The organism is Variovorax boronicumulans, assembly GCF_030812215.1.
GTDB lineage: Bacteria > Pseudomonadota > Gammaproteobacteria > Burkholderiales > Burkholderiaceae_C > Variovorax > Variovorax boronicumulans_C.
In genome coordinates this window covers 517,006-530,090 of the sequence record NZ_JAUSSG010000001.1, presented here as the reverse complement: position 1 = coordinate 530,090, position 13,085 = coordinate 517,006, and the positions used below count along the sequence as shown (strand labels likewise).

At 67.5% G+C, this 13,085-nt stretch carries 11 protein-coding genes; 6 read left to right on the top strand and 5 right to left on the bottom strand.

Translation table 11 applies throughout. From position 1 onward, the window contains the following. Positions 1–62 precede the first annotated feature (62 nt). A complete protein-coding gene (locus tag J2W23_RS02415; protein WP_307647555.1) occupies positions 63–1,130 on the top strand; it encodes a DUF4241 domain-containing protein in 1,068 nt (355 codons plus the stop codon). An 11-nt stretch (positions 1,131–1,141) separates the two neighbouring features. Here J2W23_RS02415 and J2W23_RS02410 read toward each other — a convergent pair whose 3' ends face one another. Together J2W23_RS02410 and J2W23_RS02405 are read right to left on the bottom strand one after the other, a co-directional pair. Beyond that, positions 1,142–2,308 carry a pyridoxal phosphate-dependent aminotransferase gene (locus tag J2W23_RS02410; RefSeq protein WP_307647554.1) on the bottom strand — a complete coding sequence of 389 codons (1,167 nt, stop codon included), beginning with the start codon at positions 2,306–2,308 and terminating at the stop codon, positions 1,142–1,144. Positions 2,309–2,325: 17 nt separating this feature from the next. After that, positions 2,326–3,285 carry a LysR family transcriptional regulator gene (locus J2W23_RS02405; RefSeq protein WP_307647553.1) on the bottom strand — a complete coding sequence of 320 codons (960 nt, stop codon included), beginning with the start codon at positions 3,283–3,285 and terminating at the stop codon, positions 2,326–2,328. Between the two features lie 172 nt (positions 3,286–3,457). Here J2W23_RS02405 and J2W23_RS02400 point away from each other — a divergent pair, with 172 nt between their 5' ends. The 4 genes from J2W23_RS02400 to mmsB are packed head-to-tail and all read left to right on the top strand — an operon-like array spanning position 3,458 to position 8,224. After that, positions 3,458–4,981, top strand: a complete 1,524-nt coding sequence (locus J2W23_RS02400) for a CoA-acylating methylmalonate-semialdehyde dehydrogenase (RefSeq protein WP_307647552.1) — start codon at positions 3,458–3,460, stop codon at positions 4,979–4,981. 12 nt (positions 4,982–4,993) lie between these two features. Then, the gene (locus tag J2W23_RS02395) at positions 4,994–6,148 is read left to right on the top strand and encodes an acyl-CoA dehydrogenase family protein (protein ID WP_307647551.1); all 1,155 of its coding nucleotides are present in this window, start codon (positions 4,994–4,996) and stop codon (positions 6,146–6,148) included. A gap of 28 nt (positions 6,149–6,176) precedes the next feature. Beyond that, positions 6,177–7,292, top strand: a complete 1,116-nt coding sequence (locus J2W23_RS02390; protein WP_307647550.1) for an enoyl-CoA hydratase/isomerase family protein — start codon at positions 6,177–6,179, stop codon at positions 7,290–7,292. 35 nt (positions 7,293–7,327) lie between these two features. Further along, positions 7,328–8,224, top strand: a complete 897-nt coding sequence (gene mmsB / locus J2W23_RS02385; RefSeq protein WP_307647549.1) for a 3-hydroxyisobutyrate dehydrogenase — start codon at positions 7,328–7,330, stop codon at positions 8,222–8,224. A 127-nt stretch (positions 8,225–8,351) separates the two neighbouring features. On the opposite strand, the gene J2W23_RS02380 is transcribed toward mmsB, so the two are convergent. Next, positions 8,352–9,692 carry an MFS transporter gene (locus J2W23_RS02380; RefSeq protein WP_307647547.1) on the bottom strand — a complete coding sequence of 447 codons (1,341 nt, stop codon included), beginning with the start codon at positions 9,690–9,692 and terminating at the stop codon, positions 8,352–8,354. Between the two features lie 9 nt (positions 9,693–9,701). Further along, on the bottom strand, positions 9,702–11,063 hold the full coding sequence (locus tag J2W23_RS02375; RefSeq protein WP_307647546.1) for an amidase: 1,362 nt from the start codon (positions 11,061–11,063) through the stop codon (positions 9,702–9,704). 178 nt (positions 11,064–11,241) lie between these two features. Here J2W23_RS02375 and gcvA point away from each other — a divergent pair, with 178 nt between their 5' ends. Next, positions 11,242–12,189 carry a transcriptional regulator GcvA gene (gene gcvA, locus J2W23_RS02370; protein ID WP_307647545.1) on the top strand — a complete coding sequence of 316 codons (948 nt, stop codon included), beginning with the start codon at positions 11,242–11,244 and terminating at the stop codon, positions 12,187–12,189. Here gcvA and J2W23_RS02365 read toward each other — a convergent pair. Further along, positions 12,158–13,084: a LysR family transcriptional regulator gene (locus tag J2W23_RS02365; RefSeq protein WP_307647544.1), complete on the bottom strand. Its 927-nt coding sequence runs from the start codon at positions 13,082–13,084 to the stop codon at positions 12,158–12,160. The genes gcvA and J2W23_RS02365 overlap by 32 nt on opposite strands. Position 13,085: the final 1 nt, after the last annotated feature.

Genomic DNA, 13,085 nt, shown 5'->3' with positions numbered 1-13,085 from the left:
GCACGACACGACAAGGGCCGCCATTGCGGCCTTTTGTCATTGAGGGATGAGAAACTGCGTGCATGGCCTACCTCGACATCGACAACCTCCGGACCATCTTCCTCGACGACGAGGCGCTGCGCGTACGGCGCCTGCAGCGCCAGCCGTGCGGGATGCTCCAGATCACGAGCGGCCGCATCGTCGCCTGCGATCCGCTGGTGCAGCCCGAGCGGGAGCCCTTCGTTCGCAGCGTGAGCGGTCGCGGTGCATTCGCTGCCGAAGTGCTGCAGCACGAAGGTCGCCACGCGCTGGCGGTGCTCTGGCTGCGCGAGCGCGGTGGCCTGCAGCCTGCCGATCTGCGCTGGGAACCGGCGCTGCTCGACGGGCAATCGCCGGACGACCTGGGCGACGACGAGTTCTACGGCTACCCCGTCGATGCCGGCGTCGGCTGCTTCATGGACGCCGAGTGCGCAGCGGCGATTGCCGAGCGCGAGGCGCGCGAATCGGTCAACCCCGGCTACGTCAGCTATTACGACGACGTGCTCGACACTGAACTGGGCGTCAAGGACATGGCGGATCACTATCCACTGGGCGAGGGCAGCGCGAACAACGTGCTGATCTTCAGTTCGGGTTGGGGCGACGGGAGCTACCCGAGTTTCTGGGCGCTCGATGCATCCGGCGAACCCGTGGCGCTGGTGACCGACTTCATGATGATGGAGGGCGGCGATGCGCGCAGCGAGGACGAGAAGCGCGACGACGCCTATGCGGCCAGTCTTTCCCCCGAGCGGCTGGCGGCGCTCGAAGCCTTGGGCGCCGCTGCGGTCAACGGCGATGCGGCCGCCATCCAGTCCTTGCTCGACGCCGGGCTTGCAGGTCCCAACGACATCATTCCGTCGCTCGGGGAGACTGCGCTCACGAGCGCGATCCGCATGGACCGGCTCGACGCCCTGCGCGTATTGCTGGGCGCCGCGCCGTGTCCTGCCATGCCCGAGCAACTGCGCATCGAGGGCGAGGCGGAAACCTACCTGGCGTATGCGCAATGGCTCAAGAAACCGCGCGTGCCGGGATTGATCGAGCTGCTTGAAAAGTCCGAGGCCGTCGCCGTCGAGCCCGCTGCCGACAAGAGCTTCTGGAAACGCCTCTTCTCGTGAACCGCTGAAGGCTACCCGCCCAGCGCGGCGCGCACCTTGTCGCCAAGGCCGCGCAGCCGCTCGACGGGTTCGTTCGAGAACACGAAGCGCAGGTACTGCGCACCATGCGTTTCACCCCAACCCTTCATCGCGGTCGCGCAGACGCGTGCCTTCAAGAGGCGCTCGGAGAGCGTCTGCCCATCGATGCCGAAATCGCTCGTGCGCAGGAGCAGCGACCAGCCGCCGGCCGGAATGCCGACGGGCAGGCCCTTGAGTTCATCCAGCACCGTGTCACGCCTGCGCTCGAGCTCCGCCACATAGGGCGCGAGCGTGCGCGCCGACTGTTCCAGCGCCGTCGCCACCGCGTCCTGCGCAATGCCCACCGGCACGACCACGTTGGCGAGCGATACGGCCACGAGGTCGGGCATGTAGCTCTCGGGCGCAACGGTCCAGCCCACGCGCCAGCCGATCATGCGCAGCTCCTTGGCCGACGAACCCACGGTGATGGTGCGTTCGGCCATGCCGGGAAGGCCCGCCGGGTGAATCACTCGGCGACCGTCGTAGAGCAGGCGCTCCATGGCCGTGTCGAGGATCAAGGTCAGGTCGTGCTGCACGCACAGCGCAGCGATGGCGCGCCAGTCGTCGTCATCGAAATAGCCGCCGGTCGGCATCGACGGCGACATCAGCAGCATCACGCGCACACGCGGCCCGATGGCAGCCTGCAGTGCCGCGCGATCGAGCTTCCATTCGCCGCCGGGCGTGAAGACGAAGGGCACGTACTTCGGCGTGCCGCCCGCCAGCCGGATGCGATTGAGCAGGCCCGCATAGGTCGGATCGGTCACCAGCACTTCGTCGCCCACTTCGACCGTCGCGAGCAGCGCGTTGAGGATGCCCGAGAGCCCGCCCGCGGAGACCACGCAGTTGCGCGCGCCGTAGCTCACGCCCGAGAGCGCCGACACATGCCGCGCTGCGACCTCGCGCAACCGCGACTGGCCAACGAAGGGCAAGTAGCTGTTGTCCGAATCTTCCGAAGCCGCACGCACGGTGCGCGCGACCGCTTCGGGGTCCGGCGGGATGTCGACGTCGAGGTTTTCGAGCCGGAGAAAGGGCGGTCCATCCGCATCGTCCGCGATGGCACCCATGCGGTCGACGCCAATGCCTGCGATGTGTTCGAGCCGTGCGGGGCGATGACGTGGCATGCGTGTCTCCTTGGGGGCTACAGGGCCTGTTTGCGCGGACGCGGCGGCCGTTGCGGCGCGCCTGCCGGGTCTTCCGGTTTTTCCGCATTCTGCGGCAGCAACAACGATTGCTGCGCCTCTGCCGCCTCGCGCAGGAAGTTCCATACGGCTTGCATGCGCACGAGGTGCTTGGTCTCCGCCGGCATCGACATCCAGAACGTGCGCGTGAAGTTCGCCTGGCCCCGCAGCACCGGCCTCAGCGCGCTGTCTTTCTCGGCGATGAAGGCCGGCAGCACCGCAATCCCGGCACCCGCCACCACCGCACTGTGCTGCGCCAGCACGCTGGTGCTGCGCAGCGCAAAAGCGTCGGGCCGGTGCAGTTCGTCCAGGTACTGCAGCTCCTTGCTGAACAGCAGATCGTCCACGTAGCTGATGAAGGTGTGTCCGCGCAGGTCCTCGCGCGTCTTGATCGGCTTGTGCGCCGCGAGGTACTGCTTGGAAGCGTAGAGCCGCAGCGTGTAGTCGGTGAGCTTGGTCACCACCACCGGCCCGCGTGCCGGCCGCTCCAGCGAGATCACGATGTCGGCCTCGCGCCGCGACAGGTGCACCAGCCGGGGCATCGCGAGCAAGTCGATGGTGAGCTTGGGGTGCTGTAGCGCGAAGCGTGCGAGCTGCGGCGCCAGCACCACCGTGCCGAAGCCTTCGGTCGCGCCGATGCGCACCAGCCCCGACAGGCCCTCCTGCGAGGCCGGTGCGGTGCTCTCCACGGCCTGGAAGGCGCTCTCCATCGCCTCGACCTGCGGCTGCAGCCGGCGGCCCGCCTCGGTGAGCCGATGGCCACCCGCTTCGCGCGAGAAGAGCGGGGCGCCGACCTCCTTTTCGAGCGACTGGATGCGCCGCGCGACGGTGGTGTGGTCCACCTCGAGCCGGCGCGCCGCGCTCATCAGCGTGCCGGAGCGGGCCAGTTCCAGAAAGTAGCGCAGGTTGTCCCAGTCCATGTGCGTGCCTGTCTCCGTGTGTGTTTCGTCTATTGGCTCTGCATTTTTGCAAAGACGTGGCGCATATTTGTCTATTGTCATGGCAAATCTGCAAAGCTAGGATGCGGGCTGCACCGGCCCTGACCGGCATCGCCTTTCCAGATTTCACAGAGATTCACAGGAGACAAAACCCATGGACGCCACCACCACGCCCTCGACCCAGATCGCCACCGTCAAGCTCTTGATCGGCGGCAAGCTCGTCGAGTCCAAGACCACCGAATGGCGCGACATCGTCAACCCGGCCACCCAGCAGGTGCTGGCCCGCGTGCCGTTCGCGACGCAGGCCGAGCTCGATGCCGCCGTGGCTTCCGCCAAGGAAGCCTTCAAGACCTGGCGCAAGACCCCCATCGGCACGCGTGCACGCATCTTCCTGAAGCTGCAGCAGCTCATCCGCGAGAACATGGGCGAGCTGGCCGCCATCCTCACCGCCGAACAGGGCAAGACGCTGCCGGACGCCGAAGGCGACGTGTTCCGCGGCCTCGAAGTGGTCGAGCACGCATCGAACATCGGCAACCTGCAGCTGGGCGAACTGGCCAACAACGTGGCCAACGGCGTCGACACCTACACGCTGCTGCAGCCGCTGGGCGTGTGCGCCGGCATTACGCCGTTCAACTTCCCCGCGATGATTCCGCTGTGGATGTTCCCGATGGCCATCGTCACCGGCAACACCTTCGTGCTGAAGCCCTCCGAACAAGACCCGATGGTCACCATGCGCCTGTGCGAACTCGCGCTCGAAGCCGGCATTCCGCCCGGCGTGCTGAACGTGATTCATGGCGGTGAGGCCATCGTCAACGGCATCTGCGATCACAAGGACATCAAGGCGATCAGCTTCGTCGGTTCGACCAAGGTCGGCACGCACGTCTACAACCGCGCCACGCTGGCCGGCAAGCGCGTGCAATGCATGATGGGCGCGAAGAACCACGCCATCGTGATGCCCGACGCGAACAAGGAGCAGACGCTCAACGCGCTGGCTGGTGCGAGCTTCGGCGCAGCCGGCCAGCGCTGCATGGCGGTGTCGGTGGCGGTGCTGGTGGGCGAGGCCCGCAACTGGGTGCCCGAGCTGATCGCCAAGGCGAAGACGCTGAAGATCGGCGCCGGCACCGAGAAGGGCGTGGACGTGGGCCCGCTCGTTTCGTGCGCCGCGTACGACCGCGTCAACAACCTCATCGAACGCGGCTTGGCCGACGGCGCCAAGCTCGAACTCGACGGCCGCAAGCCCACTGTGCCCGGCTACGAGAAGGGCAACTTCGTCGGCCCGACGATCTTCACCGGCGTGAAGCCCGGCATGACGATCTATGACCAGGAAATCTTCGGCCCGGTGCTGTGCGTGGCCGATGCCGAGACCATCGACGAAGCCATCGAGCTGATCAACAGCAACCCGAACGGCAACGGCACCGCGATCTTCACGCAGTCGGGCGCTGCGGCGCGCCGCTTCCAGGAAGACATCGACGTGGGTCAAGTCGGCATCAACGTGCCGATTCCTGTGCCGGTCCCGATGTTCTCGTTCACCGGTTCGCGCGCCTCGAAGCTCGGCGACCTGGGCCCGTACGGCAAGCAGGTCATCATGTTCTACACGCAGACCAAGACGGTGACGGCACGCTGGTTCGACGACAGCACCGTCTCGCACGGCGTCAACACGACCATCAGCCTCAAGTAAGAAGTCCGCCGGATGGACTTCGAACTTTCCGAAGAGCAACGGGCCTTTGCGCAGACCGCGCGCGACTTTGCGCAGGCCGAATTCGCGCCCCACGCGGCGCAGTGGGATGCCGAGGCCATCTTCCCGAAGGAGGCCATCGCCAAGGCCGGCGAGCTCGGCTTCTGCGGCCTCTACGCCCCCGAGCGCATCGGCGGCCTCGGGCTGCCGCGGCTCGATGCGGCGCTGGTGTTCGAGGAGATGGCCGCGGTCGATCCGTCGACCACGGCCTTCATCACGATCCACAACATGGCGACGTGGATGCTCGGCACCTGGGCGACCGACGCAGTGGCTGCGCAGTGGGGCGAGGACCTCACGAGCGGGCGCAAGCTGGCTTCGTACTGCCTCACCGAGCCGGGCGCCGGGTCGGATGCGGGCTCGCTGAAGACGCGCGCCGAACTGCAAGGCAACGAGTACGTCATCAACGGCGGCAAGGCCTTCATCTCGGGCGCGGGCGCGACCGACGTGCTGGTGCTGATGGCACGCACGGGCGGCGCGGGCGCGAGCGGCATCTCGGCCTTCGCAGTGCCGGCCGATGCGCCCGGCGTGAGCTACGGCAAGAAGGAACACAAGATGGGCTGGAACAGCCAGCCCACGCGCACCATCAACTTCGACAACGTGCGCATCCCCGCGCAGAACTTGCTGGGCAAGGAAGGCGAGGGCTTTCGCATCGCGATGAAGGGGCTCGATGGCGGGCGCATCAACATCGCGACCTGCTCGGTGGGCGCAGCGCAGGGCGCGCTCGATGCGGCGCGCCGCTACCTGCACGAGCGCCAGCAGTTCGGCAAGCCGATCGCGAGCTTCCAGGCGCTGCAGTTCAAGCTGGCCGACATGGCGACCGAGCTGGTCGCCGCACGGCAGATGGTGCGGCTTGCCGCATCGAAGCTCGACGCGGGCCATGCCGACGCCAGCACCTACTGCGCGATGGCCAAGCGCTTCGCGACCGATGCAGGCTTCAACGTCTGCAACGACGCGCTGCAGCTGCATGGCGGTTACGGCTACCTGAGCGAATTCCCGCTGGAGCGGCTGGTGCGCGACACCCGCGTGCACCAGATCCTGGAAGGCACCAACGAGATCATGCGAGTGATCGTTGCGCGAAAATTGCTGGAAGGGGACAGCGATATCCGCTGACGCCCCGCATCCGGAACCCCTCAAGACAATGACCGACTCCGTAGTTCTCTTCGACGAAATCAAGACCGCCGGCGGCAAGCGCTTCGGCGTTGCCACGCTCAACGCACCGGCCTCGCTCAACGCACTCTCCGTGGACATGGTGCGCCTGCTCACGCCCAAGCTGCGCGAATGGGCGAAAGACGACGGCATCGTCGGCGTGCTGATGCAGGCAGCCGGCGAGAAGGCCTTCTGCGCGGGCGGCGACCTGCGCCAGCTCTACCAGACGCTGCTCGAATGCGGCCCCGCTCGCAACACCTACGCCGAAGACTTCTTCCGCGAAGAGTACGAGCTCGACTACCTGATCCATACCTTTCCGAAGCCCTTCCTGTGCTGGGGCCACGGCATCGTGATGGGCGGCGGCGTGGGCCTCATGTCGGGCTGTTCGCACCGCGTGGTGACGGCGCAGAGCCGCATCGCAATGCCCGAGATCGCCATCGGCCTGTACCCCGACGTGGGCGGCAGCTGGTTCCTGCGCCGCACGCCCGGCCGCACCGGGTTGTTCCTGGCGCTGACGGCTGCGAACCTCAACGCCGCCGATGCCATCTTCTGCGGTCTCGCCGATGTGCTGGTGCCGCAGGAGCGCAAGAGCCAGGTGCTCGACGCCATCGCCTCCGCGGCATGGGCGGGGGAAAGCAAGGCGGACCGCGCCACGCTCTCGCGCATCCTTGCGAAAGCCGGCGAGGGCGCCGAGCTGCCGGCGTCGAAGGTGCGCGAGCACTACGACACCATCAATGCGCTGATGGCCGGCGACGACCTGCTCGACATCGCCAACCGACTGCGCAACCTGCAGAGCGACGATCCCTGGCTGCAATCTGCCTCCAAGACCTTCGTGAAGGGCGCGCCGAGTTCGGCTGCCCTGAGCTTCGAGCTCTGGCAGCGCGTGCACCGCATGTCGCTGGCCGAGGTGTTTCGGCTCGAGTACTGGGCGTCTCTCGGCTTTTGCGCACACAAGGATTTCGCCGAGGGCATCCGCGCAGTGCTGATCGACAAGGACCGCAATCCCCAGTGGTCGCCTGCCACCATCGAAGAGATCACGCCCGCCTTCATCGAAGACCATCTGCGCCCGCGCGGCGAAATGCCTGCCGAGCTCGCCTCGCTGGTCTGACGGCCATTCATAAAAGACAACGGAGACAACACATCATGAAGATCGCATTCATCGGCCTGGGCAACATGGGCGGCCCGATGGCCATGAACCTGCTCAAGGCCGGCCACACGCTCAGCGCCTTCGACCTCTCGGCCGACGCCTGCAAGAAGTTCGGCGCCGAGGGGCTTTCCATCGCCAAGTCGGCGGCGGAAACCGTGGCCGATGCCGAAGTTGTCATCAGCATGCTGCCGGCCAGCGCGCATGTCGAAGGCCTGTTCCTCGGCGGTGCGGGCAAGTCCGGCCTGCTGGAGAGCATCAAGCCCGGCACGTTGGTGATCGACAGCAGCACCATCGCCGCCGCCACCTCGCGCAAGGTGGCCGAGGCGGCGCAGGCCAAGGGCATCGCGATGATCGATGCACCCGTGTCGGGCGGCACCGGTGGCGCGATTGCCGGCACGCTGACCTTCATGGTCGGCGGCGAGACGAAAGACCTGGAGCGCGCGCGCCCGGTGCTCGAGAAGATGGGGGCCAACATCTTCCACGCCGGTGCGGCGGGCGCGGGGCAGACCGCGAAGATCTGCAACAACATGCTGCTCGGCATCCTGATGATCGGCACCTCCGAGGCGTTGGCGCTCGGCGTGGCGAACGGGCTCGATCCGAAGGTGCTCTCCGAAATCATGCGCCGCAGTTCGGGCGGCAACTGGGCGCTGGAGAAGTACAACCCGATGCCCGGCGTGATGGAAACGTCGCCTGCCTCGAAGAACTACGCCGGCGGCTTCGGCACCGACCTGATGCTCAAGGACCTGGGCCTCGCGCAGGAGAATGCGACGGCCGTTCGCGCCGCCACGCCGCTTGGTGGCCTTGCACGCAGCCTGTATGCGGCGCACAGCCTCGCGGGCCATGGCGCGCTGGATTTCTCCAGCGTGCTGAAGCTGGTGCAGAAGGCTTCCTGAAGGCTGCCTGTTTTCCGGCGGTCAGCCGAAATGGGCCTTCACGGCCCACAGCACGCCGAGCACCACTGCAACCAGCACGGCAAAGACCATCCAGGCGCGCATGAACGCCTGGGCTTCGGTCACGACTTCAGGGGCGGCCGCGGGAGCGGGGCCAGGGGCGGCGGGCGGTTGTGGGTTCATTCCCGACTGTACCCCGCGCTGCGCCGGCCGCGGCCGGTTTCACCGAAGCATCGCGCCGGGCCATTGCCAGCAGGATGCCGGCCGCGACGAGGTTCGCGCCGATGCTGGCCATGATCGGCAGCAGGTAGCTGCGGCTGATGTCGAAGGCAAAGCCTGCCGCGCTCGGCCCCACCAGGGTGCCCACGGCCACGCTGGTGTAGAGCACGCCGATGATCGCGCCGATGTTGCGCCCGCCGAAGCAGTCCATCACCAGCGCCGGCAGCAGCGCGACGAAACCGCCGTAGAACACGCCGTAGGCGAACGCGAACACGGCCAGCCCCCAGAACCCGCCGGACACCGCCCACACCACCAGCGAGAGCGCCATGCCCAACGACATCAGCGGCAGTGCGAGCTGGCGGCCGATGCGGTCGGCCAGCCCGCCGAGAAAGAATCGGCCCGCCGTGCTGCCCACGCCGATGGCACCCAGCAGCAGCACCGCGGAGGCCGACGGCACGCCATGGTCGAGTGCGTACGGCACGAGGTGGACGAAGGGCACGAACAGGCCGAACGAGCTGATGAGGCAAGCCGCGAAGAGGCCGGCGAAGCGCCGCGACGTGATGGCCTCCCGCACCGTCGCGCCTGCCGGCTGGGTCGATGGCGCCTGCGGCTGCGGCGAATCGCCGTCGGGCCCGAGTCCGCGGTCGCGCGGGTCGTTCTCGATCAGGAGCGCCATGCCTACGCCCACCACCACGGCGAACGCGCCGAGTGCCAGGTAGGCATGGCGCCATCCGATGCCTTCGATGAGGAACGACGCCAGTGGCGGCATCACCAACGTGCCCACGCCGATACCGCTGACCGCGAGCCCCGAGGCGAACCCGCGCCGCTTGACGAACCAGCGCTGCACCGCGCCGAGCACTGGCACGTACGACGCGCCGACGCCCAGGCCCACGCCGAGCCCGTACGCAAGGTAGATCTGCGTCAGGCTCTGCGCCTGGCCCGCGAGGGCGAGGCCCAGCCCGACCAGCACCATGCCTGCGACCGCGAGCCGCCGCGAACCCCATCGGTCCGCCAGCGGACCGCTGATGACGCCCAGCCCGAAGTAGAGAAAGCCCGCAAGCGAGAACACCAGCGACACCGAGCCGCGCGAGGCGCCGAAGTCGCGCTGCAGCGATTCGAGAAAGGCGCTGAAGGTGTAGGCGCTGCCGAAGCCCACGAGCGTCACGGCGAAGGCGCCTGCAACCACGAGCCAGCCGCGGAAGAGGCGTGTGCGCGGCGATGTGGATGAGGGGGTCAAGGGAGAGATCTCCATGTTTTTTCTTCAGTCCAGCGGATGGCGGTGGTGCCACGTGGTCACGCTCTGGAATGCGGCACCGGCGCTGACCAGCGTGGGCTCGTTCATGTGCGCGGCGACGAGTTGGAATGCGAGCGGCATGCCGGCGTCGGTGAACCCGCCGGGCAGCGTGATCGTGGGGTGGCCGGTCATGTCGAAGGGCGCGGTGTGGCGCAGCAGTGCGGACACCAGTGCCGGCGTTTCGCCCAGGGTTCGCATCGCCGCGACGGTGGGCGATGCGAAGGGGTGAACGGGGATCAGCAACAGGTCGATGCCGGCGAACAAGGCCGAGATGCGGCCGCGCAAGGCCATGCGGCGCAGGCGGATTTTCTGGAGCTCCGTTCCGCTCACCGACAGGCCGGCCTCGATGACCGAGGCGAGCACGGGGCCGTACGCGGTCTTGCGTGATGGGTATGTTGCTTCGTGGGCCACGGCCGCTTCTGCCGCGCAGAGCGGAAACCAGTCCGCCACCGCCTGCGTCACGTCGGGAAAGTGCAGGTCGACGAGGCGGGCGCCGAGTGCGCGCAAGGTCTCGGCGGCGTCTTTCAGCATGGCCTGCGTCGCGGCGTCCACACCGTTGCTGTTCCACGCCGCATCGATGCCGATGCGGAGGCCCCGCACGCCGCGATCCGCCGTCGCGAGGTAGTCGGGCACCGGGTCGAGCGCTGCGGTCGGATCGTTCTCGTCGCTGCCCGCGATCACACCGAGCAGCACACCGGCATCGACCGCGCTGCGCGCCATCGGCCCGATGTGGTCCAGCGAGGCCGCGAGTTCGAACACGCCATGCCGGCTCACACGGCCCCAGCTCGGCTTGATTCCTGTGAGGCCGTTGGCCGCGCAGGGAAAGCGGATCGATCCGCCCGTGTCGGAGCCCAGTGCGCCGTAGCAAAGGCCCGCCGCCGTCGCCACGCCCGAGCCGCTGGACGACATGCCGGGCCAATGGTCCGCATGCCAAGGATTGCACGGCGGCGTGATGGATGGGTGGTGGTCGGAGTACGCGCCCTCGGTGAGTTGCAGCTTGCCGAGCAGCACTGCGCCGGCTTCCTTCAGGCGGCGCACCACGGTCGCATCTTCGGCGGGAATGTGGTGTTTGTGGATCGCCATGCCGCCCGCGGTGGCGAAGCCCGCGGTGAAGCACAGGTCCTTCACTGCGATGGGCACGCCGTGCAGTGGGCCGCGGTACCGGCCCGCGGCGATCTCCGCCTGTGCCGTTTCGGCCTGCGCCATCGCGGCATCGGCCATCACCAGCGCGTAGCTGTGGAGCGTGTGGTCCAGCGTGGCGATGCGGTCGAGCTGGGCGCGGAGCACCTCGACCGGGGAGACCTGGCGCGTGCGGATGCGTGCCGCCAATTCCGTGAGTTCCAGGTAGTGGAGGGCATCGCTCGTGTGATCAGAATATCTAAGGTCAATGGAGTCGATTGGGTACAACAAGGTGGTTTCTCGTTTCAGCTTTGTTGTGCCAATATTCCTCTCTGTTGCGCTACCTCGCAAACCAGATTTTCTGAAGGTTTCAGATCAGATTAACTAAATGACAGAGCACCAACTCCCACCCCTCAACGCGCTGCGTGCCTTCGAGGCCACGGCCCGCCATCTCTCGGTCAAGAACGCGGCGGACGAGCTCTGCGTGACGCCCGGCGCGGTAAGCCAGCTCATCAAGACGCTGGAGGTGCACCTGGGCGTTCCGCTCTTTCGCCGCGTGAACCGCGGCATCTTCCTCACCGACGCCGGCCAGGCCTACCAGCCGCCGGTGCGCAACGCCTTCCGTCAGATCAGCGATGCCACGCGCCGTGTCGCAGTGCCGGAGGACACGGGCATCCTCACCGTCAGCGCCACGCCGTTCTTCGCTTCCGCATGGCTGGTGCCGCGGCTCAAGGGCTTCCAGGATGCGCATCCGGAGATCGACCTGCAGGTGGTGAGCAGCAGCGCGCTGGCCGACTTCTCGCGCGACGGCGTGGATGTCGCGATCCGTCACGGGCTGGGGCGCTACCCGGGCTTGAGCAGCCAGCGCGTGCTGACGGTGGAGATCGTTCCGGTCGCTGCGCCCGCGTTGGTCAAGCGCCTCGGCATGCCGGAAGCGCCGGCCGATCTCGTGCGCTGGCCGCGCCTGAACGATGCCGAGCGCAAGGCATGGGCGCTGTGGTTCGAGGCGCAGGGCATCGGGGGCGCGGGCCCGGCGCGTGGTGCGTCGTTCGACGATTCGGGCTTGCTGCTGAAGGCCGTCTTGACGGGGCAGGGCGCGGCCTTGTTGCCCGCCGCGGTGGTCGCCGACGATCTCGCGCAAGGCCGGCTCGTGCAGCTCTCGGAGGTGAGCTGGCTCGAAGACTTTGCCTACTACCTCGTGTACCCGGAGCACAGCCACGACCGTCCGAAGGTCGCGGCCTTTCGCGAATGGATCTCGGGCGAGGCGAGCAGGAAATCTGCTCGCCCGCGCAAGAAGGCGCCCGCTAGAGCAACTCGATCCCGGGCAGGCTCTTGAAGCAGCTCTCGCGCGTGATGCGCACGAAGTCGGCGAGCCAAGGCTGGTCGGAGGTCGACTGCGTGCACGCCATGTAGAGCCGCCCCGTCAGGCCCTTGCTGCCCACGCGGCGCGCGGTGACGTAGCCGCGGTCCAGGTAGTTCTGCACCGCCCACAACGGCAGGGTCGCCACGCCGCGCCCGCTTGCCACCAACTGCAGCATCGCCACCGTGAGCTCGGTGGTTCGCCGGTGCGCGGGCTCCACGCCGGCGGGTGCGAGCACCTGCCGCACGATGTCGAGCATCTCGTCGGGCACGGGGTAGGTGATGAGCGTCTGGTCGGCGAAGTGCCTGGCCGTGAGATGTGCCTTGGCGGTGAGCGCATGGTCGTTGGCGAGCAGTGCGACGATCTCGAAGCGGAAGAGCGCGTGGTAGTCGACCGTCTCATCGGGATCTTCCTCGGAGACGATGGCCACCTCGGCGCGGTTCTGCATGACCAGCGCAATCGGGTCAGGGTGGAAGCCCGAGACGATGTCCAGCTCGATCTCGGGCCAGCGCTGGCGGAAGGCGTCCATCGCGGGCATCAGCCAGTCGAAACAGGTGTGGCACTCGACCACGATGCGCAACTGCCCGCTGCGCCCGAGCGCGAGCCGCGCCACATCGCGCTCTGCTTCTTCGATCAGGGGCAATGCGGTGTCTGCCAACTGCAGCAGCCGAAGGCCCGTGGTGCTGAACTGCGGTGGCACCGACTTGCGCTCGAAGAGCTGCGCGCCGTAGCGCTCTTCGAGCAGCTTGATCTGGTGCGACAGCGCCGACTGCGTGAGGTTGAGGAGCTGCGCCGCGCGCACCAGGCTGCCGGTGTCGCGCAGCGCGATGAGCGTGCGCAGGTGGCGTATCTCGAGGATCGACTGCAACATG

Excerpts from the sequence above, each read along its gene's own strand:
- J2W23_RS02415 (WP_307647555.1), top strand. The coding sequence starts at position 63 with ATGGCCTACCTCGACATCGACAACCTCCGGACCATCTTCCTCGACGAC.
- J2W23_RS02410 (WP_307647554.1), bottom strand. The coding sequence starts at position 2,308 with ATGCCACGTCATCGCCCCGCACGGCTCGAACACATCGCAGGCATTGGC.
- J2W23_RS02405 (WP_307647553.1), bottom strand. The coding sequence starts at position 3,285 with ATGGACTGGGACAACCTGCGCTACTTTCTGGAACTGGCCCGCTCCGGC.
- J2W23_RS02400 (WP_307647552.1), top strand. The coding sequence starts at position 3,458 with ATGGACGCCACCACCACGCCCTCGACCCAGATCGCCACCGTCAAGCTC.
- J2W23_RS02395 (WP_307647551.1), top strand. The coding sequence starts at position 4,994 with ATGGACTTCGAACTTTCCGAAGAGCAACGGGCCTTTGCGCAGACCGCG.
- J2W23_RS02390 (WP_307647550.1), top strand. The coding sequence starts at position 6,177 with ATGACCGACTCCGTAGTTCTCTTCGACGAAATCAAGACCGCCGGCGGC.
- mmsB (WP_307647549.1), top strand. The coding sequence starts at position 7,328 with ATGAAGATCGCATTCATCGGCCTGGGCAACATGGGCGGCCCGATGGCC.
- J2W23_RS02380 (WP_307647547.1), bottom strand. The coding sequence starts at position 9,692 with ATGGAGATCTCTCCCTTGACCCCCTCATCCACATCGCCGCGCACACGC.
- gcvA (WP_307647545.1), top strand. The coding sequence starts at position 11,242 with ATGACAGAGCACCAACTCCCACCCCTCAACGCGCTGCGTGCCTTCGAG.
- J2W23_RS02365 (WP_307647544.1), bottom strand. The coding sequence starts at position 13,084 with ATGTTGCAGTCGATCCTCGAGATACGCCACCTGCGCACGCTCATCGCG.